General features: G+C 39.1%; 24 protein-coding genes, 1 tRNA gene and 3 pseudogenes. 15 read left to right on the top strand and 13 right to left on the bottom strand.

Annotated features, from left to right (window positions below):
• Positions 1-62: 62 nt before the first annotated feature.
• From EAL87_RS02860 to EAL87_RS02835, 6 genes are read right to left on the bottom strand one after another with little or no spacing between them, the layout of a single operon-like run.
• Entirely contained in the window at positions 63-1265 is a 1203-nt protein-coding gene (locus tag EAL87_RS02860) for a murein hydrolase activator EnvC family protein (RefSeq protein ID WP_120912905.1), read from the bottom strand.
• A complete protein-coding gene (locus EAL87_RS02855) occupies positions 1258-2064 on the bottom strand; it encodes an FtsX-like permease family protein (protein WP_120912904.1) in 807 nt (268 codons plus the stop codon). The genes EAL87_RS02860 and EAL87_RS02855 overlap by 8 nt, the downstream gene beginning before the upstream one ends.
• On the bottom strand, positions 2051-2722 hold the full coding sequence (locus EAL87_RS02850) for an ABC transporter ATP-binding protein (RefSeq protein WP_079307166.1): 672 nt from the start codon (positions 2720-2722) through the stop codon (positions 2051-2053). The genes EAL87_RS02855 and EAL87_RS02850 overlap by 14 nt, the downstream gene beginning before the upstream one ends.
• Positions 2719-3894: a tRNA (guanosine(46)-N7)-methyltransferase TrmB gene (trmB, locus tag EAL87_RS02845; RefSeq protein ID WP_120912903.1), complete on the bottom strand. Its 1176-nt coding sequence runs from the start codon at positions 3892-3894 to the stop codon at positions 2719-2721. Before trmB ends, EAL87_RS02850 begins: the two co-directional genes overlap by 4 nt.
• 10 nt (positions 3895-3904) lie before the next feature.
• On the bottom strand, positions 3905-5152 hold the full coding sequence (locus tag EAL87_RS02840; RefSeq protein ID WP_162972574.1) for a fibronectin type III domain-containing protein: 1248 nt from the start codon (positions 5150-5152) through the stop codon (positions 3905-3907).
• On the bottom strand, positions 5115-6098 hold the full coding sequence (locus EAL87_RS02835; RefSeq protein WP_120912901.1) for an RluA family pseudouridine synthase: 984 nt from the start codon (positions 6096-6098) through the stop codon (positions 5115-5117). The genes EAL87_RS02840 and EAL87_RS02835 overlap by 38 nt, the downstream gene beginning before the upstream one ends.
• 134 nt (positions 6099-6232) lie before the next feature.
• Here EAL87_RS02835 and EAL87_RS02830 point away from each other — a divergent pair, with 134 nt between their 5' ends.
• The 4 genes from EAL87_RS02830 to EAL87_RS02815 all read left to right on the top strand — a co-directional run bounded on the left by EAL87_RS02830 (position 6233) and on the right by EAL87_RS02815 (position 8659).
• Positions 6233-6685 (top strand): GTPase, encoded by a 453-nt coding sequence (locus EAL87_RS02830; RefSeq protein ID WP_120912900.1) that lies wholly within the window; start codon positions 6233-6235, stop codon positions 6683-6685.
• Between the two features lie 138 nt (positions 6686-6823).
• On the top strand, positions 6824-7453 hold the full coding sequence (locus EAL87_RS02825) for a hypothetical protein (RefSeq protein WP_240444225.1): 630 nt from the start codon (positions 6824-6826) through the stop codon (positions 7451-7453).
• A 22-nt stretch (positions 7454-7475) separates the two neighbouring features.
• Positions 7476-8621 (top strand): FtsW/RodA/SpoVE family cell cycle protein, encoded by a 1146-nt coding sequence (locus EAL87_RS02820; RefSeq protein ID WP_014658452.1) that lies wholly within the window; start codon positions 7476-7478, stop codon positions 8619-8621.
• A tRNA-Ile gene (locus tag EAL87_RS02815) sits at positions 8583-8659 on the top strand. Before EAL87_RS02820 ends, EAL87_RS02815 begins: the two co-directional genes overlap by 39 nt.
• Positions 8660-8683: 24 nt before the next feature.
• Here the strand turns inward: EAL87_RS02815 and EAL87_RS02810 are convergent.
• From EAL87_RS02810 to EAL87_RS02785, 6 genes are all read right to left on the bottom strand, one after another.
• The gene (locus EAL87_RS02810) at positions 8684-9640 is read right to left on the bottom strand and encodes a ribose-phosphate pyrophosphokinase (RefSeq protein ID WP_120912899.1); all 957 of its coding nucleotides are present in this window, start codon (positions 9638-9640) and stop codon (positions 8684-8686) included.
• A 64-nt stretch (positions 9641-9704) separates the two neighbouring features.
• Positions 9705-10190 carry an HIT family protein gene (locus tag EAL87_RS02805; RefSeq protein WP_120912898.1) on the bottom strand — a complete coding sequence of 162 codons (486 nt, stop codon included), beginning with the start codon at positions 10188-10190 and terminating at the stop codon, positions 9705-9707.
• Between the two features lie 9 nt (positions 10191-10199).
• A complete protein-coding gene (locus EAL87_RS02800) occupies positions 10200-11681 on the bottom strand; it encodes a Mur ligase family protein (RefSeq protein ID WP_120912897.1) in 1482 nt (493 codons plus the stop codon).
• Positions 11668-12393, bottom strand: a complete 726-nt coding sequence (gene estV, locus EAL87_RS02795) for a lipase EstV (protein WP_120912896.1) — start codon at positions 12391-12393, stop codon at positions 11668-11670. The genes EAL87_RS02800 and estV overlap by 14 nt, the downstream gene beginning before the upstream one ends.
• Positions 12394-13437: a D-alanine--D-alanine ligase gene (locus tag EAL87_RS02790; protein ID WP_120912895.1), complete on the bottom strand. Its 1044-nt coding sequence runs from the start codon at positions 13435-13437 to the stop codon at positions 12394-12396.
• A gap of 78 nt (positions 13438-13515) precedes the next feature.
• Positions 13516-13992 (bottom strand): phosphatidylglycerophosphatase A family protein, encoded by a 477-nt coding sequence (locus EAL87_RS02785; RefSeq protein WP_120912894.1) that lies wholly within the window; start codon positions 13990-13992, stop codon positions 13516-13518.
• 149 nt (positions 13993-14141) lie between these two features.
• Between EAL87_RS02785 and EAL87_RS02780 the strand changes: the two genes are divergently transcribed.
• The 11 genes and pseudogenes from EAL87_RS02780 to sabA all read left to right on the top strand — a co-directional run bounded on the left by EAL87_RS02780 (position 14142) and on the right by sabA (position 24654).
• Positions 14142-15251 carry a pyridoxal-phosphate-dependent aminotransferase family protein gene (locus EAL87_RS02780; protein WP_120912893.1) on the top strand — a complete coding sequence of 370 codons (1110 nt, stop codon included), beginning with the start codon at positions 14142-14144 and terminating at the stop codon, positions 15249-15251.
• A gap of 8 nt (positions 15252-15259) precedes the next feature.
• Positions 15260-15721 (top strand): phosphoribosyltransferase, encoded by a 462-nt coding sequence (locus EAL87_RS02775; protein WP_120912892.1) that lies wholly within the window; start codon positions 15260-15262, stop codon positions 15719-15721.
• A 1-nt stretch (position 15722) separates the two neighbouring features.
• The gene (gene rimO / locus EAL87_RS02770; protein WP_120912891.1) at positions 15723-17042 is read left to right on the top strand and encodes a 30S ribosomal protein S12 methylthiotransferase RimO; all 1320 of its coding nucleotides are present in this window, start codon (positions 15723-15725) and stop codon (positions 17040-17042) included.
• A gap of 99 nt (positions 17043-17141) precedes the next feature.
• On the top strand, positions 17142-17492 hold the full coding sequence (locus tag EAL87_RS02765; protein WP_120912890.1) for a hypothetical protein: 351 nt from the start codon (positions 17142-17144) through the stop codon (positions 17490-17492).
• A 147-nt stretch (positions 17493-17639) separates the two neighbouring features.
• Positions 17640-17975 (top strand): annotated as a pseudogene (locus EAL87_RS02760) (LeoA/HP0731 family dynamin-like GTPase); the annotation flags it as partial.
• A gap of 98 nt (positions 17976-18073) precedes the next feature.
• Entirely contained in the window at positions 18074-18379 is a 306-nt protein-coding gene (locus EAL87_RS02755) for a hypothetical protein (RefSeq protein ID WP_120912889.1), read from the top strand.
• Positions 18380-18387: 8 nt separating this feature from the next.
• Positions 18388-19456 (top strand): annotated as a pseudogene (locus EAL87_RS02750) (HP0729 family protein).
• 35 nt (positions 19457-19491) lie between these two features.
• On the top strand, positions 19492-20508 hold the full coding sequence (gene tilS / locus EAL87_RS02745) for a tRNA lysidine(34) synthetase TilS (RefSeq protein WP_120912888.1): 1017 nt from the start codon (positions 19492-19494) through the stop codon (positions 20506-20508).
• Between the two features lie 89 nt (positions 20509-20597).
• Positions 20598-21584 (top strand): tRNA dihydrouridine synthase, encoded by a 987-nt coding sequence (locus tag EAL87_RS02740; RefSeq protein WP_120912887.1) that lies wholly within the window; start codon positions 20598-20600, stop codon positions 21582-21584.
• Positions 21554-22471, top strand: coding sequence for an outer membrane beta-barrel protein (locus EAL87_RS02735; RefSeq protein WP_120912886.1), 918 nt, complete (start codon positions 21554-21556; stop codon positions 22469-22471). The genes EAL87_RS02740 and EAL87_RS02735 overlap by 31 nt, the downstream gene beginning before the upstream one ends.
• A 219-nt stretch (positions 22472-22690) precedes the next feature.
• Positions 22691-24654 (top strand): annotated as a pseudogene (gene sabA, locus EAL87_RS02730) (Hop family adhesin SabA/HopD).
• 70 nt (positions 24655-24724) lie between these two features.
• On the opposite strand, the gene EAL87_RS02725 reads toward sabA, so the two are convergent.
• Positions 24725-25989 (bottom strand): anaerobic C4-dicarboxylate transporter (locus tag EAL87_RS02725; RefSeq protein ID WP_120912884.1); only part of this gene is annotated, 1265 nt, incomplete at its 5' end.

Below are 25989 nucleotides of genomic sequence, written 5' to 3'. Positions count from 1 at the left end.
TCACACGCATGGCTATTTTTTGCTCAATTTTACAGAAAATATCGGCAATAAAGACGATTTGTTTAATTGCGTGCGATGAGTTCTAAGGGGTTGATGTGTTTTTCTCTCATGGTAACTTCAAAGCCCAAGCGTTGCTCAATGCGCCCTAAAACATAGCCCTTTTGAATCCGCATGCCGCTTTTAATGGTGGGGGCGATTTTATCTAGTTGGGAATAAATCGTGCGGATGCCGTTTTTATGCTCAATGATAACGACTTTTTTAAGCATGTTGATTTCTTTGGCGAACACGATTTTTCCGTCTAAAACATTACGTACCAAAGCGTTTGGGGTTTTTGACACCAGCGTGATAGACTCGCTAAAAATTTTTAAATTATAAACCGGGTCAATATAGGGGCCAAATTTTTGCACCACTTCATAATCGTTCAAAGGAGCGATCGTTTTTGGCCCGTTATAGCTCGTGGTGTTGATATTTTGATAAGAGTTCGCTACCTGTTTGACTTCTAAGGCTTGAGAAGATTTTTTCAAGCTGACTTTTTCTTCATTTTCTCTAGTTTGTTTGATGATATTCAAGCGTTTTAAAAGAGCGTTTAAATTCTGGCGCTCTTTTTCTAAAAGGGTTAGCCGTTGGTTATAGATCGCATAGTCTTTTTGCATGCTTAAAATGAGCTTATTTTGTTCGGTTTGCAAGGATTTTAAGGTTACTTCACGAGTTTTTTGCTCATCTATAACAGAGGAGATTTTTTGAATACTGCTTTTGACTTTTAAAGCTTGCACATTGAGATCCTTTTCTTCTTGGCTTAGTTGCGACATTTTAGACAGAGTGCTTTGGTGCAAGTTTTCAAACGCCACTTGTAAAATCACATCATTAGAAGAGGCTAAATTCTGCCCCTTTAGGGCTTGTGAAAAAAGAAAATCCTGTAAAAGCGTATCAAAAACCCTTTTTTGTAAAAACGATCGCTGTTTTTGCAAATGATCTAAAGACTTGCGGTAATTAGTTAAAACTTTTTCTTGTGCCAAACTTTCGTTACGATTTTTTTCAAGACTCTTTTTTAAGACGGCCATTTGGCGCTCCATCTCCACTTTTTGAAGCTCTTTGGAGCGGATCGCTTCGCCTAAAGAACTCAAACGGCTGTTTAGTTGGTTTTTTTCTTCATGGGTTTTTTTCAAAAGGGTTTCTTTATGTTGAATATCTTTAGCAATATCGCTCACTTTTTGCGTGTTAGCTGATAGTAAGGTGGCTAACAAAAACACCCCTAATTTATACATGCCTAGTCCTCCAAGCTACAAGTAAAACAGAAACAAATGAGACCACAAGGCTAAAAAGCAGTCCCCATAAAAAATGGTTTAAAACAAACGCGCCTCCTATAATACCCAAAGTATCCATCGTTTTTTCAAAACCTTTTTGCGAAGTGGCATAGAGCATGAGCATGGGGGCTAAAAAACTAGCGATTACAGAATCCATTAAAGCTATTTTATACAAAAACCCGTTTTTAAAAGACACTGAAGCCCCTAATAAATCCATGATCTCTAATCTCTCATGGTATTGATAGATCCAGATGCGGACTTGTTTGAACATCAATAAAACCGATAAGACAAAGACCACTAACGCAAAGATATAGACCGCTGTTTTAATAAAACTCAAGAGATCATACACTTGCATGTAAGTTTTGGCAAAGACTTCAACTTTTTGAACGCCAGGGATTTTGAGCAATTTTTCTTTAATGCTTTCTAAACGCTCTTGAGTGGGGAATTGGGAAAGTTGTAAAGAATAAAAAAAGGGTAAATTTTTTCTTAATTCCTTAAGTCCGTCTGTGCCTAAAGTTTTTTGAAGAGGCTCTAAAGAATAATTAGGATCAATTTCTTTTAACGCTATGATTTCGTTAAAATTTTGACGCAACAATTCCAAGCCTAATTTTTGCGTGCTGGCCAACACGACCGAATAATCTTCAATCAATTTTTTTTCTTTCTGTTCGATCGCTTGATTGATAAACAACACGCACTCCAAGCTAAACAATAACGCTACTAGGGGAATGATAAAGGCTAAATGCTTTTTAAGAGTATTCATAAACTTCCCCATCTTCTATGTAAAATTTTCGGTGATAAGCGCTAAAATTTTTAGGGAATTTGTGCGTAACCACCACGATTGTAGCGTTTAATTGCGTGTTCATACCCCTTAATAAGCTCCAGATTTTATCGCTAGAATAATCGTCTAAATTCCCGGTAGGCTCATCGGCTAAAATGAGTTCAGGGCAGTTCGCCATAGCTCTAGCCATAGCTACTCGCTGTTGTTCGCCTCCGCTGAGTTCTTTGGGGTAGCGGTTAGCCTTATGGCGTAAATCAATATGCCCTAAAAGTTTTTCTAGCTGCAAGTGGCATTCTTCTTTTTTAACGCCACAAATTACCATCGGTAATTTGATGTTTTGCTCAATCGTATAATCTTGGATCAATTTATAATCTTGGAAAACCACGCCAATATTTTTACGCAAGTCTAAAATCGTTGCTTTTGAAGCGTTGTTCATGTTGATATTGCAAACTTCTAATTTACCGCTAAAAAGTTTTAAATCCCCATAAAACGATCGCAAAAGCGTGCTTTTACCGCTCCCACTAGGCCCTGAAATGAACACAAAATCTTTCCGTTTGATGCGTAAATTAGCATGCTTAATGACCGGTTCGTTTTGCTGGTATTGTAAGCATAGATTGTTCGCTGCGATGATTATACTCAATCAAATTCCTTTAGGATATTTTGAAGCAAAAGATGCGCTTTGTGGTTGTTTAAAGTTTTTAAGGGGCTTTTATTGAGGTAAAAAATCTGATTTTCTGCCAATAAAACAAACAAACGCACAGGCCAATCAAAATCCCCCATACTCAATTCCACTAAAAAATCCCCCTTATTCTCATAAATATTACAAACATGCACAAAATACCCCTCTTGGATGATTTTTTTGGTTTTTAAAATCGTTTTAACGCTCTTTTTACTCATTGTTATTGTATCAAAAGAAAAATCAAATGCATGGTTATCAAAAGGGGTTTCATTCGATTCTAAAGAATAAATTCTTAAATCATAAATATCTTTTTTGAGTTTATTCCAACGCGCCTCATACTTGCTGACCACCGGTATTTGAGCGTTTTTTTTGATTTCTATCTCGCATTGAAAGTTTTTTAAGGCTAATTTTAAGCTGTCTTCAAAATAAAGAGCGTCATCGGTGCGTAATTCCAAAAACCCTCTAGGTTTTAAAACCCTTAAAGCTTCATTTAAAAATCTTTCGCTTAGCACCCGGCGGTGTTTTTTCTCATTCCATGGCACAGGGAAATGCACAAAAATTTTTTCGCACTTATAATTTGGCATGCTCTCTAAAATTAAACGGCCATCGCCTTGCAAGATGTGCAGATTTTTTAAATCCCATAATTCTATTTGTTTCAATATTTGCGCGATAGAGGGGGTGTGAATCTCTATCCCTAAACATGTTTTAGTGGGGTTGTTTTTGGCTAATTCTATCAAATGCCGCCCACTCCCAAAACCAATTTCGGCTAAAATAGGGGCTTGATTTTTTTGGATAAAGTCTTCAAAAGCCTCTAAATCAAGGGCTTTTTTCCCGCTCGCATGTTTAGAATTTTCTTGCAAATTATGCGAAATGACTTCAAAAGATTGCGAATAAATCCTTAAAGCTTGTTTTAAAACCTCTCTTTTTAAGGGCGTTGCTTTTTCGCTTTTGATTAAAAAATCATTCGCTCGTTGGATTTTTTGCAATAAAAAAACATGGTCTTTAAAACTCGCATACACACAGCTTTTAGTGGGGTGTTTTAAGCTTGAAAATTCCCTGTAAAAACAAAAATCCCCATTTGTTATTGGGTATTCTAAAGGTTTGGAATCTAACTTGGCTAAAAAATGGGGCATTCAAACTCTTTTAGCGCTCTAAAAACAAACGCACTTCTTTGCTGGGGTGCGATTCTAAACCATCTTTATCCACGCTCACCACTTGATAGCGGTAAGCCACGCCCACTTTCATGTCCTTATCCACGAATTGGTTTTTGGTGATATTCCCAAAACGCAAAGGGGTTTTAGAATTGGCTTCAAAACGATACACTGCATAGGTGGCTATTTTAGCGCTTGGGTTATTTTCCCACTGGATTAGGGCTGAAGAGTCTTGAATAGTCCCTTTAGTGATGATAGGGGCTTCGGGTCTGTCAGCGGTCTCGCCCATTGCAGGATCTTTGGGTAAAGCCCCTTCAAGATGCGTTTTATCAAGGGCGACGACTTTATAATAACGAGCGAGATTGTCTTTTTCTATCTTATCCACATAGGAAGTGTTGGTGGTTTGAGCGATGAATTTGTATTTATCGTTGCGGTTATTGGAAGCGTAAATGCGATAAGCCACCACATCTTCTTGGGTGGATTTATCCCAGCTCAATTCAATTTGTCGTGTGAGGTTTTGACTCACTCTAACATTGGTGATTTCTTTAGGTAAATCTTTGGTTTTTCCCTCCACTATGATGCTGGGTCTAGACTTATCCCCCATGAAATTTTCCGCAATAACTTGGTAGCGGTATTTTTTCCCATCTTCTAAATCTTTATCAAAATACTCCACAAACAAGCGGTTTTTCACAGCCCCTACATTTAAAAATTTGCCGTCTTTATCCTGTCTTTGAATGATGTATTTAGAAACGCTAGGGTTAGGGTGCGGGCTCCAAAAGACTTTCACGCTTTTAGGGTATTCAAGACTTGCAAACACGCTTTCTACGGGATTGATAAAAGAGGTTTTGATTAAAACGGGTTCTGAAAGTTTAGAGATTTTATCGCCCTTGTAAGTAGCGATTTGATAAGTGTAAGAACTCTCCGTTTCTAGCCCCTCATCATAATAATGGGTCGCATAAGGGTTTTTAATCGTGGCGATTCTTTTGAGTTGGGAGTCTTTTTTCAAACGATACAAAATAAACCCATCAATATCGTAAGTGTCAGCGATCTTAGGCCATTCAAAGCCTACTGAACTCACATCGTTAATGGTTTTAACAGAATGGACTACCGGAAGCTTAGTGTCTGTATTTTCTTTATTGTTAAGGGCTGAAAAAGTATGATTCCTGGTAGAAGAACACCCTATAAAAACCGCTAATACCACACTACTTTGTAATAAAAGCGTGAAGTATTTTTTCTTCATCCAAGACCTCATCTAAATTCTCCTTGTCAAAAACTTTTTTAAGATATTCTAACATATCCTTTAATAGGGGAACTTTAAAGCGCAGTTTTTGCTCGCTTCTAGGGTGTTTGAACTCTATCAAATAGGCATGCAGCATGATTCTTATGTCTTCTTTAGGAAGCACTTGATTAAGCCCATAAAGATTATCGCCTATGATGTGTCTGTTCAAATATTCTAAATGCGCTCTGATCTGGTGCGTGCGCCCGGTGAATAGTTTAGCCCCTATCAAATCCATGCCATTTTGAGAAGTCAGCAAGCTAGTAAATGCGCTTTTAGAATAGCGGCTTTTTTCTTTTTTAGCCGCTTTGAGCGCTATCATTTTTAAGCGGTTATTAGGGTTTCTTGTCAAATAGCATTCCACGCTCATTTTTTCTTCTTTTAAGGGCGTTGAAAGCAAGGCGATATAGTAGCGCCCCATTGTTTTAGTTTTGAGTTGCTCGCTCAAATGGACATGGGTAAAATTGTTTTTAGCGATGACAATCCCTCCGCTCGTATCCTTATCCAAACGATGCACAATCCCATAGCGCTCTTTTAAGCCAAGATTAGAAAGCTCGTAATTTTGAGATTTTAACCAATCCACTAAAGTAGGCTCTTTCACGCTTGGGGCTTTATGGACGACTAGATTAGGGGGCTTGTTCAACACCAACAAGTCTTCATCTTCAAAAATGACTTCTATTTCTAAATCAAGCTCTTTTTTTAAGGGTTTGGGTGCGATTTTGGGCGTTAAAAGCGTGATTTTATCGCCCTCTTTTAAGGCTAGCCCGCCTTTTTTGACCTCCTTTTTTTGACAAAACACCAGCCCCTCTTTAATCAAATTCAATACCTGGCTTTTAGAAATTTGCAATTCTTTGGCTAAAAATTCATCAAGGCGTTTGTGGTTAGTTGGGGCGATGAAAACTTTTTGCATTCAAACTCTTTTTGCATTTTTAAAAACCATTATTCTACTCAAAACCTTAAAAAAATCCTATTTCATTATTTTAATACGCTATAATCGGTGCGACAACATTGTGTGGCTCAAATCATTTTAAAAAAGGGGTTCTAATGGAACATAATGGGCATGATAAACTGAACGGCGTTTTGCGTGGCTTTTTAGGCGACTCATTCACGCTTGATGGGAAAGAGGGAGGATTGAATATGGAAAAATTGCACGAAGTCATCAAAAAGGAAAAACCAAAGATGAATGTTTTGCTTATGGGAGCTACTGGGGTGGGTAAAAGCTCGCTCATTAACGCTCTATTTGGTGAAGAAATCGCTAAAGCAGGCGTAGGAAAGCCTATCACTCAGCATCTTGAAAAATACATTGATGAACAGAAGGGCTTGATTTTGTGGGACACTAAAGGCATTGAAGATAAAGATTACCACGACACCATGCAAAGCGTTAAAAAAGAAATGGAAGATTCTTTTAAAACGCTTAATGAAAAAGAAGCCATTGATGTGGCGTATTTGTGCGTTAAAGAGACTTTTGGTAGGATTCAAGAGAGAGAGAGTTATTAAGCTTCGCTAAAAATTGGAATATCCCAACGATTGTCGTTTTCACAAACACTCAAGCCGAAGCCGGCGATGCCTTTGTTAAAAAAACTAAAGAGATCATAGACGAAGAATGGGGGGTTTAAAGGTTTTGTCAGAGCTTATGTGAGGGTCAATTCCGTTGCCTTTTCATTTAGGGGGTTGAAAGTCCCTGTTGAAGGTTTAGAAGAGTTGGTAGCTGAAACAGAAAAATGTCTTTCAGACGCTAAAGAAAATAAGAGAAGGCATTTTTTGAGTATTCAAAAGGCTAATATCCAAGCGAGAAAACAAGCCATGATAGAGGAATGTAAAACCATTATCCATGTTGCATCCGGTGCTGCAGGAGCGGCTGGGCTTATCCCCATACCTTTTAGCGATGCGCTCGCTATTGCACCCATTCAAGCAGGGATGATTTATAAAATGAATGACGCTTTTGAAGTGAGTTTGCGTAAATTTGTAGCCCCAACATTTATAACAGGGATTTTAGGCGTAACCGCTATTGGGCAAGGAGCGAGAGCGTTTGTTAATATGATCAAATTTGTTCCTGGTTTGGGGAGTGTTGTAGGGGGTGCAATTTCTGGCATAACCGCTGTTGTTATCACAGAAGCTCTTGGGTTTGCGTATTTGAAAGTGCTAGAAAAGTGCTTCAACGATGAGACGGGCGAAGTGAATTTGCCTGATGAAGTTGGCATGATAACTTCTCTCTTTAAGGAGAATTATCTCAATTTGGATACAATCAAAAAATTAAAACCATAAGATTAGGGGTTATGAAAAACGCATGGCATTAGACAAAAGGATTTGGATGCATTTTGATCTTTTGCCTTTTGTGTTTATCATCCCCTTGTTGGTGGTTTCTTTTTTATTGATTTTTGAGAGCAGTGCGGTTTTGAGCTTGAAGCAAGGGGTTTATTATGCGATAGGGTTTCTTCTCTTTTGGATCGTGTTTTTTATCCCTTTCAGGAAGCTCGATCGGTGGCTGTTTGTGTTTTATTGGGCGTGCGTGATTCTATTAGCGTTAGTGGATTTTATGGGATCGAGCAAGCTTGGGGCGCAGCGATGGCTAGTCATTCCCTTTACTTCTATCACCTTACAGCCCAGCGAACCCGTGAAAATCGCTATCCTTTTGCTATTAGCGCATTTGATTAAAATCAACCCACCCCCTTTTAAAGGCTATGATTGGGGCATGTTTTTAAAGCTTAGTTTTTACATTTGCTTACCGGCGGCTTTGATTTTAAAACAGCCTGATTTAGGCACGGCTCTTATTGTGCTGATTATGGGTTTTGGGATTTTATTGATCGTGGGTTTAAGGACTAGGGTGTGGCTCCCTCTTTTTATCGCTCTATTAGTGGCTTCGCCTATCGCTTATCATTTTTTGCATGATTACCAAAAAAAGCGCATCGCAGACTTTCTTTCTGAAAAGCCCAATTACCATGTCATGCAATCCATTATCGCTATAGGTTCAGGCGGGTTTTTAGGCAAATCTAAAGAAGCCTCCACACAAACCAAATTCAAATTCTTGCCTATTGCAACGAGCGATTTTATCTTTGCTTACTTCGTGGAGCGTTTTGGGTTTTTAGGGGCTATGTTGCTTTTTGCGATTTATATAGGCTTGAGTTTGCATCTATTTTTTTATCTGTTTGAGAGCAACAGCGATTGGTTTTTAAAGATTGTAGCGCTTGGGATTTCTATTTTAATCTTTGTTTATTCCAGCGTGAATATCGCCATGACTTTAGGGTTAGCCCCTGTGGTGGGGATTCCCTTACCCTTATTCAGCTATGGGGGGAGCAGTTTTATCACTTTTATGATCCTGTTTGCAATCCTAGAAAACCTGCTTGCTTTTCGCTATATTTTTGGATACAATAGCAAACCATCCTTTGGGAATTTTGGATTCTTAGCTCAGCTGGTCAGAGCGCTCGGCTCATAACCGATTGGTCGTAGGTTCAAGTCCTACAGAATCCACCACTCCCACTTTTTTTATTCCCCTTTTTAAGTGAAAAGCGATTGGACGCTTTCGTTATGATAAATCCTTCTGATCACTTCCGCAAATAAGGGCGCTACGCTTAAAGTGGTGATTCTATCGCATTTTTGAACTAAAGGGATAGAGTTCGTTACCACCACTTCATCTAACGCGCTTTCTTTAACGCACTTGATCGCATTCCCGCTCAAAACCGCATGCGTGCCTAACGCCATGACAGAAGTTGCCCCTTGTTCTTTTAAGGCCAAAGCGGCTTTACAGATCGTGCCTGCGGTATCAATCATGTCATCCACTAAAATCACATCGCGTTCCTTGGCTGAGCCGATAATATTCATCACTTCGCTTTCATTAGCTTTTTCACGGCGCTTATCCACGATGATTAAATCCAACCCCATTTGATTAGCGAAATACCTGGCTCTTGTAACCCCACCCACATCAGGGCTAGCGATCACAGGGTTTTTTAACGCTTTAGAGCGGATATAGTCTCTAAAAACGATAGATCCGTATAAATTATCCACCGGCACATCAAAAAAGCCTTGGATTTGCCCGGCATGCAAATCCATCGTGATGATCCTTTCAATCCCCACTTCTTGCATCAAATTAGCGACCATTTTAGCCGTGATAGGCACTCGTGGAGCCGCTTTTCTGTCCTGTCTGGCATAGCCAAAATACGGCAACACCGCTGTGATAGAATTAGCCGAACTGCGCCTTAAAGCATCTACCATGACTAACAATTCCATTAAATTGTCATTGACAGGCACGCAAGTGGGCTGGATAATAAAAATATCCTTACCGCGCACCGATTCGCTGATTTGGATATTGATTTCACCATCGCTGAATTTGCCTATCACCGCTTTGGATAAGGGAATGCCTAAATGCTTTGACACTTCTTTGCCAAATGCAGGGTGAGCGCTCCCTGAAAAAATCTTAAACCCACGCATCTTTGTCTTAAACCCACGCGCCTTCATCGCTGACACTCCCTAAAATGAATTAAAAATAATTGTAGCGCACCCAAACTAAAAGCGTTAATTTTCAACCAAGCTCCTTTTCTAATAAGTTTTTTAACGCAAGATAGGTTTCATTAAGATCCATCCCGCACACCCTGGTTTGAGCGATAACGCTCATAAAATTGCTATCGCCTAAAAACCTAGGCACTAAATGCATGTGCAAATGCTCAGGGATCCCTGCTCCGGCGTTTCTGTGCAAATTCAAACCTACATTGATCCCTTGAGCACCATAAGCATACAACGCTTTTAAAATTTTAGGCACTAATTTATTCATGTTCAGCCAAGTATTCAGATCTAAAAGTTCCACGCTCGCTTGATGCGCATGAGGAACGATCAACAAATGCCCTGGGTTATAAGGGTAGGCGTTCATCACCACAAAGAGATCGCTATTTCTATAAAGCACTCTGTTTTCTGGATCTTTTGTGGGGTTTTGAGAAATCCCGCAAAAGACACAACTCTTAATTTTTTCTTTCAAATAATTTTCGCGCCAAGGAGCGTATAAATGTTGCATGTTCATTTCCTAAATGTAATTAGGGGCGTCATTAGCGAATAAAATCAAATCGCCTTGAATCGTGGTGGCTTGTAAGATATTTTCCAATTGCGCCTTATCCTTGAGTAAGATTTTTTGGGGGGTTTTTAATTTGGAGGCAATCGTTTTGGAATTCAACTCCCCTGTGATGATAGCGACATCAAAAACCCCGTCTATTTTTTGCGCTAAAGCCTCATTACTTTCTGTATTGCTTTCCACTAAGCCCGGTGTTACGATGACTTTACGCCCTTTGTGCAAACTCGCTAAACGAATGCCCTCTATCATGCCCTTTAAATTCCCATTAAAGCTATCGTCTATAATGATTTTTTGATTCACTTCCAAAAGTTGCAAACGATGGGCGATAGGGTTGAGTTCCAAAACAAGCCGTTTGATCCTTTCTGTCTCTAATCCTAAATGCTTAGCGATTAAAATCGCTGAAGCGATATTATAAGCGTTAAATGTGCCTAAAACCTTTGTTTCAAAGCTTTCCCAAACGCTATCTAAAAGCATTTCAAAAGAAGTGCCTTTTAAAGTGGATTGGATGTTTTTAACCAGGCTAGAAACATCTATTAAAGGGCTATCTTTAGGGGCATAAGGTTTGATTTTTTCTACAGAATAACAAAAGGCTTTTTCTAAGCGTTTGGAATCCAATAATTCCGCTTTAGTCTCGCAAATATTTTCTAAAGTTTTAAAATATTCTAAATGCTGTTCGCCCACTTCTGCGACCACGGCAAGGTGCGGTTCAATGAGATGGGTGATTTCTTTAATATCGCCCTTATTCCTTGCCCCAGCTTCAGCGATATAGATTTCACTCCTATCATCTAAATTCTGGTTAATATCGTTCGCAATGCCTAAAAGGGTGTTGACGCTTTTGGGGCTTGCATGCGCGTTGAATGTGGTTTGTAAGATTTGAAGCAAGAAATTTTTGGTGCTGGTTTTCCCAAAGCTTCCGGTAATGGCGATGACTTTTAGATTTTTTAAAGAGGCGATTTTGTCTTTAGCGGTTTGCAAATACCGCTTGGATAGGACTTTTTCAAAGATTAAAGAAGCGCTTAAAACGAATATAAATAAACACAAATAGCCAAGCGCGAGCGAAATCCCGTTCAAAGGGACTAATTCTATATTTAAGATTTCATGCAAGATTAAAAAGAGTAATAAGAAAATGAAAAAGCGCTTCACCCTTGGCGTGAAAACTAAAGGCTTGTCGTTGCGTTTGGCCCAAATAATGAGCATGGGCATTTGAACAACGCCGCAAAAGAAATCAAAAACAAACGGCATTTTGAAAGCATACGATAAAATAAACACCCCTAAAGGCAATACAAAATAAATCCCATGCCAACGCATTTTATGATGCTTAGTTAAAATCCTAAACACGCTGTAATGATACCACTGCAATAAAGTCATTATGTAATAGCCAAGCCCTGTTATAAAGAGCCAACGAAACGCCAAATTCAGCCAACTAAGACTTTGCATGATAATGATTCTCCACTAGTTTTTCAATCTCTTTTGCTTGGTTTAAAAAAAAGAAATGATCCCCTTCTAAAACGAATAACGCACTTCTTTTCAATAAGGTTTGCATTTTTTGAGCGGAGCTTAAGGGGGTTGCTTTATCATCTTTACCCCAAAATAATAAAACTTCCTTCTCGCATCGTTTGAAATGATCGCTAAAGTCTTCGCTAATTACTTTTTTAAAGGTTTCATACATGACTTGATTAAGTCCCATAGCGTCCTTACTCCTCAAAAACCCTAAATTCAAGCCTAGTTTTTTAAAGATTTTAGCTAAAAGGATTTTACAACGCACTTTTAAGGGTTTTGGCTCTAATATCCCTGCGCTGCTCAATAAAACCATCCGTTCGTTTTCACACAAAATCGCTACTTTCCCTCCAAAGCTATGCCCAAAAACGACATGCGCTTTTTTACCCACGCTTTTTAAGAACAAATTGATGATATTAGCATAATCTTTAGTCTCTAAGACTTTTTCATCGTTAGGGCTTTGATTGAAGCCGGGCAAATCCACATACAAATGATTGTAATTTAAAAAACAGCCCTGAAACGCTTGTTGCATCACTTCTTTAGAACTCCCCCAGCCATGCAAAAACAAGGCGTTTAAAGGGCTATGGTGGTCTATAAAAGTGTAGGAAATGTCAAAAACGCTATCCAAATAAACGATACTGCGTTTGGCCATTTATTTATTCTTTTGGATTTGCAACAAATAAGAGTTTTTGATTTGGATTTTAGGGGGTTTGGGTAATGATTGCGCTAAATTTTCTAGCGTTGTTTTAAAATCATCAAACAAATAATGGGCCAAACTGCCAGGAATGGGGTTGATCTCATTAAGATACACTTCATTTTCTATGACAAAAAAATCGCAACGGATGATCGCGCCATCAAACAAATCGTTATAGAGTTTTTTAAAATTTTCTTTTAATTGTTCTTCTAGGGCGTTAGAAAGATTCGCTTTAGGGGCTTTATTGCGTGAAAAATCCAAATATTTTTGTTTGAAATCTAAAAATTCCTGTTTGTTAGGCTCTTCCACATAGGAAAAACACAAATCCTTTTTGATCTTGCAACCGGCTAAATTGTATTCTTTCACGCCCTGAATGAAAGGTTCTATTAAGACTTCTTTAGAATATTCAAACGCGCTATCTAAAGCGTAAATTAATTCTTTTTCTTCTTTCGCAACATTCACCCCTAAAGAGCTCCCGGCGCTATTAGGCTTGATTATGAAAGGGAAATTAAAATTGATCAAATCCAAGGCGTTAGCGCGGTTTTTTTCATTCAAAAGAATATGATCTAAAGTCTTTATTCCTAAATCTTTAGCGTAAAGCTTGGTTAAATATTTGTTATAACTCAGCACGCTCGCTTCAACCCTAGGGCCTATAAAAGCGATGCGATAAAATTCCAACAAGCTCGCTAATTTCCCGTCTTCGCCATCGCCCCCATGCACGAGATTGATCACTAATGGCAATTCTATTATCTTAGTGCCTAAGAATGAGTTTTTAAGCAAGCCATTGTGTGTGAGGGTTAGGGGGGGTAATTTTTTTTCTTTGATTTGAGCGAAGTATTTTGAATGCATGTTGGATTCTTCAATCAAATAAAAATGGTGGTTTTCATCTAAAAAAATAAAATATTTAATCCTATCCTTTAACACTCCTTTAAGCGCAATCGCGCTCACAATGCTGATTTCATGCTCAAAACTCGCCCCACCAAATAAAACGCAAAACTCCACGATCAAACTCCCTAAAAACGATTGCAATTAAAGTCTATCTATATTTACCTAAAAAAAGGCTTTTGAATTTTCTTAAAATCAAAGTTTAATGTTAAAAAATCCCAAAATATGGATGACTAATAACGCGCTCAATCCGGCTAAAACACCCGCTAAAGCGTCATCAGCCACCACCCCTAAACCCCCTTTAACTTCTTTGTCTATCTTGCCAATGAGTGAGGGCTTAGTAATATCATAGATCCTAAAAAAGATAAAACTCAAAACCACACCCGCTAACGATAACCCGCTAACCGCCATCGCCAACCACATGCCCACTAATTCGTCTATCACAATATAAGAGCTGTCATGCCTCTTAGTCTCTTCTTCTTCCTTATCTATTTGAGCGATAGCGATAAGCCCAATGAAAACCGCCCCTAAAAACAAAGTGTTAGCCGAAAAAATTAAAATGGGTAAGCCCAGTAACAACGCTACTAAACTCCCTATCGTTCCTGGAGCTTTTTTAGAATACCCGCTAAAAAAAAGGGTTAAAAAACACGCACGAAGACTAAATTTGTTCAATCATTGCCTTAAATTCTCTTTAAATCATGGCATTTTAGCATTTTATTTGCATTAAAAAGCGATTTTCTTAAACAATAAGGCTTAATTTTAAGCGCGTTTTAGTATGATAACTTTTAAATTCTCTTTAAAAATTAAAGGTTAATTTTAAAATGTTGCTTTTCACTCCAGGCCCTGTAGCCATTAATGAAGAGATGCGCACAAGCTTTTCTCAGCCAATGCCCCACCACCGCACCAAAGATTTTGAAAAGATTTTCCAAAGCGTGCGAGAAAATTTAAAAAAAATGACCGGTTTAGAAGAAGTTTTGCTTTTAAGCAGCAGCGGGACGGGGGCTATGGAAGCGAGCGTGATTTCCTTGTGTCAAAAAGAGTTGCTTTTTGTTAATGCGGGCAAGTTTGGCGAAAGGTTTGGCAAGATCGCTAAAGCCCATTTTATCAAAGCCCATGAATTAGTTTATGAATGGGACACACCCGCCAAAGTAGATGAAATATTAAACGCGCTTAAAGCCAACCCTAACATTGATGCGTTTTGCATCCAAGCATGCGAGTCTAGTGGGGGGTTACGACACCCTGCAGAAAAAATCGCTCAAGCGATCAAAGAAACTAACCCCAATGTTTTTGTAATAGTAGATGCGATCACCGCTTTAGGGGTTGAGCCTTTAGAAATAACGCATGTGGATGCGCTCATTGGAGGGAGTCAAAAAGCGTTCATGCTGCCTCCTGCGATGAGCTTAATCGCATTGAGCCAAAAAGCGATTGATCGCATAGAAGAACGCAATGTGGGGTTTTATTTCAATTTGAAGAGCGAATTGAAAAACCAAAGGAATAACACCACAAGCTACACCGCTCCTATTTTACACACTTTAGGGTTGCAGCGCTATTTTGAATTGGTGCAAAATTTAGGGGGCTTTGAAGCGCTCTATAAGGAGACTAAAAGAGTTGCTTTAGCCACTCAAAAAGCCGTTTTAGCGCTCGGTTTGAAGCTTTTCCCTAAAAGCCCGAGCTTGAGCATGACAACGATTGTCAGCGAGCATGCCAAAGAATTGCGAAACCTTTTAAAAGAAAAATACCAAGTGCAATTTGCGGGCGGGCAAGAGCCTTATAAAGACGCGCTCATTCGCATCAACCACATGGGGATCATTCCTGTTTATAAAAGCGCCTACGCTTTAAACGCCCTAGAATTAGCCTTAAACGATTTGGATTTAAGGGAGTTTGACGGCACGGCGAATACAACCTTTTTGAAGCAATATCATGAAATTTAAGGATCACAATGCATTATTCTTATGAAACCTTTTTGAAAGACAGCTTGGAATTAGTGAAACAAGTGGAGCGCCTTTGCGGTATCCCAGAAGCTCTTGTGTGTGTGATGCGAGGGGGCATGACTTTAGCGCATTTTTTGAGTTTGCACTGGAATTTAAGGGAAGTTTATAGCATCAATGCGATTTCTTATGACACCACCCACCGACAAAACGCCCTAAAAATTGAAAATATCCCCACGATCAAAGAGCATTTAAAAACCATTTTGGTGGTAGATGAAATCGTAGATAGCGGCAATTCTTTAGAAGCGGTGCTTAAAGTGTTGCAAGACAAACACCCTGATAAAAAGTTTTATAGCGCGAGTTTGTTCCAAAAAACAAGCGCGAAATACAAAGCCGATGCGTTTTTAAAAGACGCTCCTGAATGGATTGATTTCTTTTGGGAAGTGGATTTGAAAAACTTAAAAAGCCATTAACATGCAGGTTAAAGAGAACAAACAACTTTGCCTAATCTCATTAGGTTGCTCTAAAAATTTGGTGGATTCAGAAGTGATGCTAGGCAAGCTTTATAACTACACGCTCACTGATGACGCTAAAAAAGCCGATGTGATCCTTATTAACACTTGCGGGTTTATTGAAAGCGCTAAACAAGAGAGTATCCAAACCATTCTCAACGCCGCTAAAGACAAAAAAGAGGGAGCGATTTTAATTGCGAGCGGGTGCTTGAGCGAGCGCTATAAAGATGAAATCAAAGAGCTGATCCCTGAAGTGGATATTTTCACCGGCGTTGGGGATTATGACAAAATTGATATTTTGATCGCTAAAAAACAAAACCAATTCAGCGAGCAAGTGTTTTTAAGCGAGCATTATAACGCGCGCATCATCACGGGATCGAGCGTGCATGCTTATGTTAAAATTTCTGAGGGTTGTAACCAAAAATGCTCTTTTTGCGCTATCCCTAGCTTTAAGGGGAAATTACAAAGCAGGGAATTGGACTCCATTTTAAAAGAAGTGGAAAATCTGGCTCTTAAAGGCTATAAGGATATGACTTTTATCGCTCAAGACTCTAGCTCATTTTTATACGATAAGGGGCAAAAAGACGGCTTGATCCAACTCATTAGAGCGATTGACAAGCAACAAGCCTTAAAGAGCGCGCGTATTTTATACCTCTACCCCTCTAGCACCACTTTAGAGTTGATTGGTGCGATTGAAAACTCGCCCATTTTTCAAAATTATTTTGACATGCCCATCCAGCATATCAGCGACTCCATGCTCAAAAAGATGCGGCGCAACTCCAGCCAAGCGCACCATTTAAAGCTTTTAGATGCCATGAAGCAGGTTAAAGAAAGCTTTATCAGAAGCACGATCATTGTAGGGCATCCGGAAGAAAATGAGGGCGAATTTGAAGAATTGAGCGCGTTTTTAGACGAGTTCCGGTTTGACAGATTGAATATTTTTGCTTTCAGCGCGGAAGAAAACACGCATGCCTATTCTTTAGAGAAAGTGCCTAAAAAAACCATCAACGCCCGCATTAAAGCCTTGAATAAAATCGCTTTAAAACACCAAAACCATTCTTTTAAGGCTTTGTTGAATAAGCCCATTAAGGCGTTAGTGGAACATAAAGAGGGCGAGTATTTTTACAAAGCAAGGGATTTGAGATGGGCGCCTGAAGTGGATGGGGAAATTTTAATCAATGACAGCGCCTTAACCACCCCTTTACAACCCGGGCATTACACGATTGTGCCTAGCGCCTTTAAAGACAATATCTTACTCGCTAAGGTTTTAAGCCCTTTTTAAAGGTTAGCCATAAGGCTAAAAGTGCGGCTAGAGCGTGGGGGTTTGCGTTTTTTTTTTTTTGTTAAAATGCGTCAGAAAAATCCGAACATGAGGGCAAAAATGAAAAACATTTATCTTGATGTGAAAGCCAGTATTGAAAATCTTCAAAATATTTTTAAGAACACTGATAATGAAAATGAAAGACTAAAGAAATTCAACCAAGAAGCGTTGGAGGTGTTTCAAAAATTAGAGCGTGAAAGTTTAAAAGAGCTTGAAAGCTTGAAAAATAATGAAGAGTGGGAAAATTTTACCATTGCCTTTTATGGGGAAACCGGTGCGGGGAAATCAACCCTTATTGAATGTTTGAGGCTGTTTTTTAAAGAACAAAGTAAAGTAGTTCAACAAGAACGATTCAAGCGGCTTTATTCCAATTACCAAAACAACTATCAAAATGATGAACGCAAAAAATAAAATATTTTAAACGAACTCCATTCATTGCAAGATGGAGCGATCATAGGCGATGGGAGGAGCGATTTCACTTTAAAAACACGATCTTATCCTTTCCAATACAACCATCAAAACTTTACTTTGCTGGATGTGCCAGGGATAGAAGGCAGCGAAAAAAAAGGTTTACCGCTTATCGGTCTTGCTTTTGAAATGTGGGATTCTTGGAAAGAAAGCCAAAAAATAGAAAAACTTGAAAAAGCTAAAGAAGAAATGAAATCTAATTTTGACGGACAAAAACAAGAAATCTTAGCCCTCATCAACGATGAAACCAGATTCAAACAAACATGTTTCCCAAGCGTGTTTGAACTAGAAAAATGCATTCAAGAATGCGAAGAAAATGTTAAAAAAACGCAAGAGTGCGCTCGAGGTCTTGAAAAATGGATTCAAGCTGGCGAAGATTTTATCAAGGGCGAAGATTTCATAGATGTTGAGCCTGAAGAGGAATGAACTGAATTTATGTTAAAATACCGAATGCACCAACGCTAGAACGCTTACTAGTTTTTGGCTAGTAAGCGGTATTTTAAATATTTCAATAAGGAAAGGCGATGTTTTCTAAAATTTGCTCATCTTTTAAGCTCGCCAATGCGCTTAAGGGTTTTTTATTCAAACGCATTTCAAGCCCCATGCAAAGCGCTCGCATTGCCAATATGGTTTTGGATATAAAAAACGCTCTTGAGGGCGAAAACGATCCATCAAACAAGGCGAGCAAGACTTTGGATTTGATCGTGGGTTTTAAGAAAGAATACCCGCAAGATTTTAACGAATTGTTTGAAATCTTAAAAGATCTCATCCAAGAATACGAACAAAATCCTGATGAGATCAAACAAAACCTCAAAGAAATCCTAAAATAAGATAGGGCATGAACCACCTTTTAATCCTTTATAACCCTTACTATCAACAAGATGTTATCCAACAACATTTAAGCGTTTTGCAGGAAAAATCCCAAGTGGGCTTTGGTAAGATCCGATCAAAGCTTAATGATCAAGAAAAGCAAGACTCCTTAGAAGAGATTTACAAAGCCACCAATGAAAAAAATTTTTTGCAGCTTTTTTTGACCGATTACGCTAATTTATTTGCCGCTAAGGTGGTAAAGGTTTCTAAAGAGATTGATGAGAGTTTGATCCCTAGCTATTATAAAGAAAAAAATCTGGAAGTGGAAGACTTTTTTGTTATTAGCGATTTAAGGGAATTAGTCAGGGAAGATTTTAGCCTTTTAAGGGATCGATTTTTAGCCAATTTTATCGCCCCAAACAACCACACTTACGCTATTTATGGGAATAATTATGTCTATCCTTTGCCGGTTTAAGTTAAAAGAAGAGCGTTCTTACTTTTTAGGCGATGAAAAGCATTATCTGAGCGTGTATAAAAGCAAAGAATATTTAATGATGCAAGAAAATTTCATGCGTTTTGTTTTTGGCAAAAGGCTTTTTTATCTCTTACACCCTGACAGCATCAATAACATCATCCATGCCGAATTAGAGCTTTTAGAAAGCGAAAACGATCTTTTGAATGATTTTACCAGCATCATCATCAAATACTCCAAAACCTTAGAATACGAAATTTATACTTTTGCTAAACAAGTTCTTTTAAAGGCTTGCAAAAAAGATCCCAACCTTTATGATTTAGTTTATAAAGTCCAAGGAAAATCTTTTACACTTGAAGATTTTTTCACTCAAAAGCCTAATCTTGGGAGCGTTAAATTTTTACTCAGACACGAAAAAATCCAATGCCATTTAGAAGAAAACTTAAAAAGATTCATCAATTATCCTTTTTCAAGAAGCCTAAGCCTTATTCAAAACATCCGCAACGAAGCCGTTCATCAAAAAGCTCCAGGTTTGAATGAAGTGGAAAAACTCAGGAATGAAATTTTAGGCATAGAAGGCGCAAGCTTACTCAAAGGCGTTTTAACCCACAAGGAAACTTCATAAAAGCGCAACCCATTCAGCATGCGTTTAATACCGATTTGACAGCACGAGATTTTAAACCCTATTTAGAGCCTTTAAGGGAGGGGAAAAATTTATTGGGTTTTTCAGGTGGGTTGGATTCCACTTGCTTGTTTCATCTTTTAGTTGGAGAAAATATCGCTTTTGACATCGCTTTAGTGGATTATAACACGCAAAAACAACGCCTTGAAATCATCCAACACGCTCAAAAACTCGCAAAAACACACCATAAAAAATGCTACATCCATTACGCTCAAAAAATCGTGTGCAATTTTGAAATGCAAGCGAGAAAGATCCGTTATGATTTTTTTGAAACCCTAATCAAAGAGCATTCTTACAAGCATTTGATTTTAGCGCACCATTTGAATGACAGGCTGGAATGGTTTTTGATGCAATTAAGTAAAGGTGCCGGACTAAACACGCTTTTAGGCTTTCAAGCCTATGAAAAAAGAGGGTTTTATGCGATTGTGCGCCCCTTGCTCTACACCCCTAAAGACACCCTTAAAACGCTCGCTAAAGATCGGAAATTTTTTGAAGACGATTCTAATTCTTCTTTAAAATTCAAACGCAATTTTTTCAGGAAACATTACGCTAATTCCTTGATGCAACACTATTCTAAGGGCATTATCCAAAGTTTTAAATTTTTGGATCAAGAAAAAGAGCGGCTTTATTCTTTGACGCCCGTTTCACAAAGGCATGGGATCACTTTTTTTAAGTATTCGCAAAACGCGCTGTTTATGGTGGATAAAATCTTAAAGCAAAAGGGGTATGTGTTGAGCTTTTCTCAAAAAGAAGAAATCAAACGCAATCTTTTTAGCCTAGAAATCGCTCAAAAATTCATCATTGAAAGCGACAAAGAGCATGCGTTTATCGCTCTTAAACCCCCAAAAACTTTAAGCATGCCAAAGGATTTTAAAGACAAGGCTAGGCGGTTGAATATCCCTAAACGCTTACGACCTGTTTTATACGCAGAATTTTTAAAACAGCCAACGCATGATTTTTTAACCCGTTTTAAACAGAGTTTAATGGATCTGTAAAAGTTAATTTTAATCAAGCGATAAGTTTTAAAGCGCTTTTTAACCTTGATTGTGTCAAAATACAGCAAAAAACTTTGATATGAGAGCGGATGGACTTTAAGAATAAAAAATGGCTTTTTCTAGCTCCTCTAGCAGGCTATACGGATTTGCCTTTTAGAAGCGTGGTGAAAAAATTTGGCGTGGATGTTACCATAAGCGAAATGGTGAGCTCGCATTCGTTAGTGTATGCGTTTGATAAAACTTCTAAAATGTTGGAAAAATCCCCTTTAGAAGATCATTTCATGGTGCAAATTTCAGGCTCTAAAGAAAGCGTAGTCAAAGAAGCGGTTGAAAAAATCAACGCTTTAGATCATGTGAGTGGGATTGATTTTAATTGCGGTTGTCCTGCCCCTAAAGTGGCTAATCATGGTAACGGGAGCGGGCTATTGAATGATTTAAACCACTTAGTGAAGCTTTTAAAAGTGATTAGAGAAAACACCAATAAAAAGATCACAAGCGTGAAAGTGCGTTTAGGCTTTGAAAAGAAAATCCCTAAAGAAATCGCTCATGCCCTAAATGATGCGCCGGTGGATTATGTGGTGGTGCATGGGAGGACACGAAGCGACAAATACCAAAAAGACAAAATAGATTATGAAAGCATCGCTTTAATGAAAAAGATTTTAAAAAAGCCTGTGATAGCCAATGGCGAAATTGACAGCGTGAAAAAAGCCTTTGAAGTCTTGCAAATCACGCAAGCGGATGGGCTAATGATAGGGCGAGCGGCCTTAAGAGCCCCATGGATATTTTGGCAAATCAGAAACAACACCACCGAATTGCCCGCAGTCGTGAAAAAAGATTTGGTTTTAGAACATTTTGATAAAATGGTGGAGTTTTATGGGGATAGGGGGGTAATCATGTTCAGGAAAAATTTGCATGCTTACGCTAAGGGCGAAATGCAAGCGAGCGCGTTTCGTAATTGCGTCAATACCCTTACAGAAATAAAGAGCATGCGAGAGGGCATAGAGGAATTTTTTAATCAAGAGATGTTACAAAGTGAAGTGCCATTATGGGTAGAATTGAATCAAAAAAGCGTTTGAAAGCGTTCATTTTTTTAGCGAGTTTGGGGGTTTTGTGGGGCAATGCCGCTGAAAAAACGCCTTTTTTTAAAACGAAAAACCACATTTATTTGGGTTTTAGGCTAGGCACAGGGGCTAATATGCGCACAAGCATGTGGCAACAAGCCTATAAAGACAACCCCACTTGCCCTAATAGCGTGTGTTATGGCGAGAAATTAGAAGCCTATTATAAGGGAGGTAAAAACTTATCTTATACCGGGCAAATAGGCGATGAAATAGCTTTTGATAAATACCATATTTTAGGCTTAAGGGTGTGGGGGGATGTAGAATACGCTAAAGCGCAATTAGGTCAAAAAGTGGGGGGTAATACCCTTTTATCCCAAGCGAATTATAACCCAAGCGCGATTAAAACCTACGATCCTGCTTCAAACGCTCAAGGCTCTTTAAATTTGCAAAAAACCCCAAACCCCCAAAACTTCCTTTTTGATAACGGGCATTTCATGGCGTTTGGTTTGAATGTGAATGTGTTTGTTAATCTCCCTATAGACACCCTTTTAAAACTCGCTTTAAAAACGGAAAAAATGCTGTTTTTTAAAATAGGCGTGTTTGGTGGGGGTGGGGTGGAATACGCCATATTGTGGAGTTCTCAATATAAAAATCAAAACACCAATCAAGAGAATAAATTTTTTGCCGCAGGTGGGGGGTTTTTTGTGAATTTTGGAGGCTCTTTGTATATAGGCAAACACAACCGCTTCAATGTGGGGCTAAAAATCCCTTATTACAGCTTGAGCGCGCAAAGTTGGAAAAACTTTGGCGTTAGCAATGTGTGGCAGCAACAAACGATCCGACAAAACTTCAGCGTTTTTAGGAATAAAGAAGTTTTTGTGAGCTACGCGTTTTTGTTTTAGATTGGCTTCGTTCTTATTAAATACTGATGATAAGATTCAAAAGATGATTTTATCGTTACAAAAATCAACGCTTCAAAGATAAAAAAGTTAAAATACCCCAAATCCTTTTTTTTTTTTTTTTTGAAATCCAATAAATTTATTGTAAAATTAAATTCATTGTAAATCTATTACCATTTTAGAATATTTTTGCAACAAAAAATTACTTTAAGGAACACTTTTATGAAAAAACGATTTTTACTCTCTCTCTCTCTCTCGCTTCATCGCTCCACGCTGAAGACAACGGCTTTTTTGTGGGCGCGGGCTATCAAATCGGCGAAGCGGTGCAAATGGTCAAAAACACCGGTGAATTGAAAAACTTGAACGAAAAATACGAGCAATTAAGCCAGTATTTAAACCAAGTGGCTTCATTGAAGCAAAGCATTCAAAACGCCAACAACATTGAGCTGGTCAATAGCTCTTTAAACTTTTTAAAAAGCTTTACCAACAACAACTACAACAGCACCACCCAATCACCCATCTTTAACGCCGTGCAAGCCGTTATCACTTCGGTATTGGGTTTTTGGAGTCTTTATGCGGGGAATTACCTCACTTTTTTTGTGGGCAATAAGAATAATCAAAAACCCGCTAATGTCCAGGGTAACCCTCCTTTTGAAACGATTGTAAAAAACTGCTCAGGACTTGAAAACTGCGCGATGAATCAAACCACTTACGACGAGATGAAAAAACTCGCTGAAAGCCTCCAAGCAGCCCAACAAAACGCTACCACTAAAGGCAACAATCTTTGCGCTTTATCCGGGTGTGCTGCAACAGACTCAGCATCAAACTCATCAAACACACCAAACTCAACCGTAAGCAGCGCTCTTGAAACCGCGCAAAAGCTTATGAATTTGATCGCAGAAACCAAGACGGCTATGATATGGAAAAATATCGTCATCAGTGGCGTTTCAAACGTATCCGGTGCTATCACATCCACTAATTACCCCACGCAATACGCGGTGTTTAACAACATTAAGGCGATGATACCTATCTTGCAACAAGCGGTTACGCTTTCTCAAAGCAACCACACCCTATCCACTCAGTTGCAGGCTCAAGCTACAGGATCTCAAACAAACCCTAATTTCGCTAAAGACATCTACGCTTTCGCTCAAAACCAAAAGCAAATCATCTCTTACGCTCAAGACATTTTCAACCTCTTTAGTTCTATCCCTGCAGAGCAGTATAAGTATCTAGAGAAAGCCTACTTGAAAATACCCAATGCGGGTTCAACGCCCACTAACCCTTACAGACAGGAGGTGAATTTGAACCAAGAAGTTCAGACGATCCAAAACAACGTGAGTTATTACGGCAATCGGGTGGATGCGGCTTTAAGCGTGGCTAGAGATGTTTATAACCTAAAATCCAATGAAGCAGAAATCGTAACCACTTATAACAACGCTAGGAATTTGAGCCAAGAGATTTCTAAACTCCCGCACAATCAAGTCAATACAAACGACATCGTTACGCTACCTTACGATAAAAACGCCCCAGCAGCAGGCCAATACAACTACCAAATCAACCCAGAGCAGCAATCCCAACTCTCTCAAGCTTTAGCGGCGATGAGCAATAACCCCTTTAAAAAAGTGGGCATGATCAGTTCTCAAAACAACAACGGCGCAATGAATGGGCTTGGCGTGCAAGTGGGCTATAAGCAATTCTTTGGGGAAAAGAAAAGATGGGGGTTAAGGTATTATGGCTTTTTTGATTACAACCACGGCTATATCAAATCTAGCTTTTTCAATTCGTCTTCTGATGTATGGACTTATGGCGGTGGGAGCGATTTGTTGTTTAACTTTCTCAACGATAAAGCCACTAAAAAGAACAACAAGCTCTCTGTGGGTCTTTTTGGAGGCATCCAACTGGCAGGGACTACATGGCTTAATTCCCAATACGTGAATTTAACAGCGTTCAATAACCCTTACAGCACGAAAGTCAATGCTTCCAATTTCCAATTCTTGTTCAATCTCGGCTTGAGAACCAATCTCGCTATGAAAAAGAAAAAAGACAGCGAACATTCCGCGCAACATGGCATGGAATTAGGCGTTAAAATCCCCACCATTAACACCAATTACTATTCTTTTTTAGGCACTCAACTAAAATACCGAAGGCTCTATAGCGTGTACCTCAATTATGTGTTCGCTTACTGAATGCTTTAAACCCTCTTTTTTAAGGGGGGTTTAGAAAAATCGTCAAGCTTTTTATCGTTGGTGATAAAATCTACAAAACCAACGGCGCGACAACAAACCCTAACGCTACGCTCAAAAACACGACTAAAACTCCAGGGATCAAAAACGCATGATCAAACACATAACGGCCCATTTTAGTGGTGCCGGTGTTATCCATAGCGATCGCTCCTAGTAAAGTAGGGTAAGTGGGTAACACAAACAACGCCGAAACGCTCGCAAAAGAAGCCACGATAATATACAAATGCTCGGTGTGATGAGCACTAATGCCTAAGGCTGTGATCACGCTTGGGATGAGCGCTTTAGAGGTGGCAGCTTGCGAATACAAAAGCATGGAAGCCAAAAAAAGCGCTACGGCTAATAAAAACGGGTAATCAGCGATCAAAAAAGAAGCGTATCGCTTGATTTCATCTATATGATTGCTCACAAAAGTATCGCCTAGCCACGCCACGCCTAACACGCACACGCACGCTTGCATGCCGGATTTAAACACGCTTGAATGCGCGATTTCATTAGCGTTGATTTTGCAAAAAATCACAATGAGAGTCGCCACGCTCAACATGAAAGACACAATCGCATAATCTCTGCCTAAAACCACCGGGCTAATCAAAGCGATATTTTTAGAAATCGCGCTCGCATAAAAAACGATCGCTACAACCCCACCGATAAAAATCCATAACGATAATTTCGCGCTTTTTGAGATTTCTTTTTCTTCTTTGATTTTAGGGGGTGAGATTTTGCCCACTTTCAAACGCTCTAAATAATGCGGATCACTATCTAACTTTAAATCAGTAAAACCCATCATAAACGCCGTGAGCATGCATGCTAAAAAAGTTGTAGGGATCCAAACCATTAAAAGGGTGAGGTAATTTGCTCCTAAAGGCTCTAAAATACCGCTCATAAACACCACCGCCGCACTCACCGGGCTTGCAGTAATAGCGACTTGGCTGGAGACGACCGCTAAGCTTAAGGGCGCTTTGGGTTTGATGTTTTGGCTCTGGCTCACTTCCACAATCACCGGAATTAAAGAAAAAACCGTATGCCCGGTGCCGGCTAGTATCGTTAAAAAATACGCCACGCTTGGCGCGAGGTAATTGATTTGCTTGGGGTGTTTCCTTAAAATCCTTTCAGCGATTTTGACCAAGTAATCTAAGCCCCCAGCCTTTTGCATGGCGCTAATAGCGCTAATGACTGCCATGATGATTAAAATCACATCAAAAGGGATTTTGCCCGGATTTAGCCCTAAAAACAAGCACAAAACAAGCACGCCCAAGCCCCCCGCATAGCCCACCCCCAAGC

Source organism: Helicobacter pylori (assembly GCF_003636935.1).
GTDB lineage: Bacteria > Campylobacterota > Campylobacteria > Campylobacterales > Helicobacteraceae > Helicobacter > Helicobacter pylori_CH.
This window is presented reverse-complemented; position numbering and strand designations above follow the sequence as displayed.

What these genes read in the sequence shown, in the direction of transcription:
- EAL87_RS02860 (WP_120912905.1), bottom strand. Translation starts at nt 1,265, where the DNA reads ATGTATAAATTAGGGGTGTTTTTGTTAGCCACCTTACTATCAGCTAAC.
- EAL87_RS02855 (WP_120912904.1), bottom strand. Translation starts at nt 2,064, where the DNA reads ATGAATACTCTTAAAAAGCATTTAGCCTTTATCATTCCCCTAGTAGCG.
- trmB (WP_120912903.1), bottom strand. Translation starts at nt 3,894, where the DNA reads ATGCCCCATTTTTTAGCCAAGTTAGATTCCAAACCTTTAGAATACCCA.
- EAL87_RS02840 (WP_162972574.1), bottom strand. Translation starts at nt 5,152, where the DNA reads ATGAAGAAAAAATACTTCACGCTTTTATTACAAAGTAGTGTGGTATTA.
- EAL87_RS02835 (WP_120912901.1), bottom strand. Translation starts at nt 6,098, where the DNA reads ATGCAAAAAGTTTTCATCGCCCCAACTAACCACAAACGCCTTGATGAA.
- EAL87_RS02830 (WP_120912900.1), top strand. Translation starts at nt 6,233, where the DNA reads ATGGAACATAATGGGCATGATAAACTGAACGGCGTTTTGCGTGGCTTT.
- EAL87_RS02820 (WP_014658452.1), top strand. Translation starts at nt 7,476, where the DNA reads ATGGCATTAGACAAAAGGATTTGGATGCATTTTGATCTTTTGCCTTTT.
- EAL87_RS02810 (WP_120912899.1), bottom strand. Translation starts at nt 9,640, where the DNA reads ATGAAGGCGCGTGGGTTTAAGACAAAGATGCGTGGGTTTAAGATTTTT.
- EAL87_RS02805 (WP_120912898.1), bottom strand. Translation starts at nt 10,190, where the DNA reads ATGCAACATTTATACGCTCCTTGGCGCGAAAATTATTTGAAAGAAAAA.
- EAL87_RS02800 (WP_120912897.1), bottom strand. Translation starts at nt 11,681, where the DNA reads ATGCAAAGTCTTAGTTGGCTGAATTTGGCGTTTCGTTGGCTCTTTATA.
- estV (WP_120912896.1), bottom strand. Translation starts at nt 12,393, where the DNA reads ATGGCCAAACGCAGTATCGTTTATTTGGATAGCGTTTTTGACATTTCC.
- EAL87_RS02780 (WP_120912893.1), top strand. Translation starts at nt 14,142, where the DNA reads ATGTTGCTTTTCACTCCAGGCCCTGTAGCCATTAATGAAGAGATGCGC.
- EAL87_RS02775 (WP_120912892.1), top strand. Translation starts at nt 15,260, where the DNA reads ATGCATTATTCTTATGAAACCTTTTTGAAAGACAGCTTGGAATTAGTG.
- rimO (WP_120912891.1), top strand. Translation starts at nt 15,723, where the DNA reads ATGCAGGTTAAAGAGAACAAACAACTTTGCCTAATCTCATTAGGTTGC.
- EAL87_RS02765 (WP_120912890.1), top strand. Translation starts at nt 17,142, where the DNA reads ATGAAAAACATTTATCTTGATGTGAAAGCCAGTATTGAAAATCTTCAA.
- EAL87_RS02755 (WP_120912889.1), top strand. Translation starts at nt 18,074, where the DNA reads ATGTTTTCTAAAATTTGCTCATCTTTTAAGCTCGCCAATGCGCTTAAG.
- EAL87_RS02740 (WP_120912887.1), top strand. Translation starts at nt 20,598, where the DNA reads ATGGACTTTAAGAATAAAAAATGGCTTTTTCTAGCTCCTCTAGCAGGC.
- EAL87_RS02735 (WP_120912886.1), top strand. Translation starts at nt 21,554, where the DNA reads ATGGGTAGAATTGAATCAAAAAAGCGTTTGAAAGCGTTCATTTTTTTA.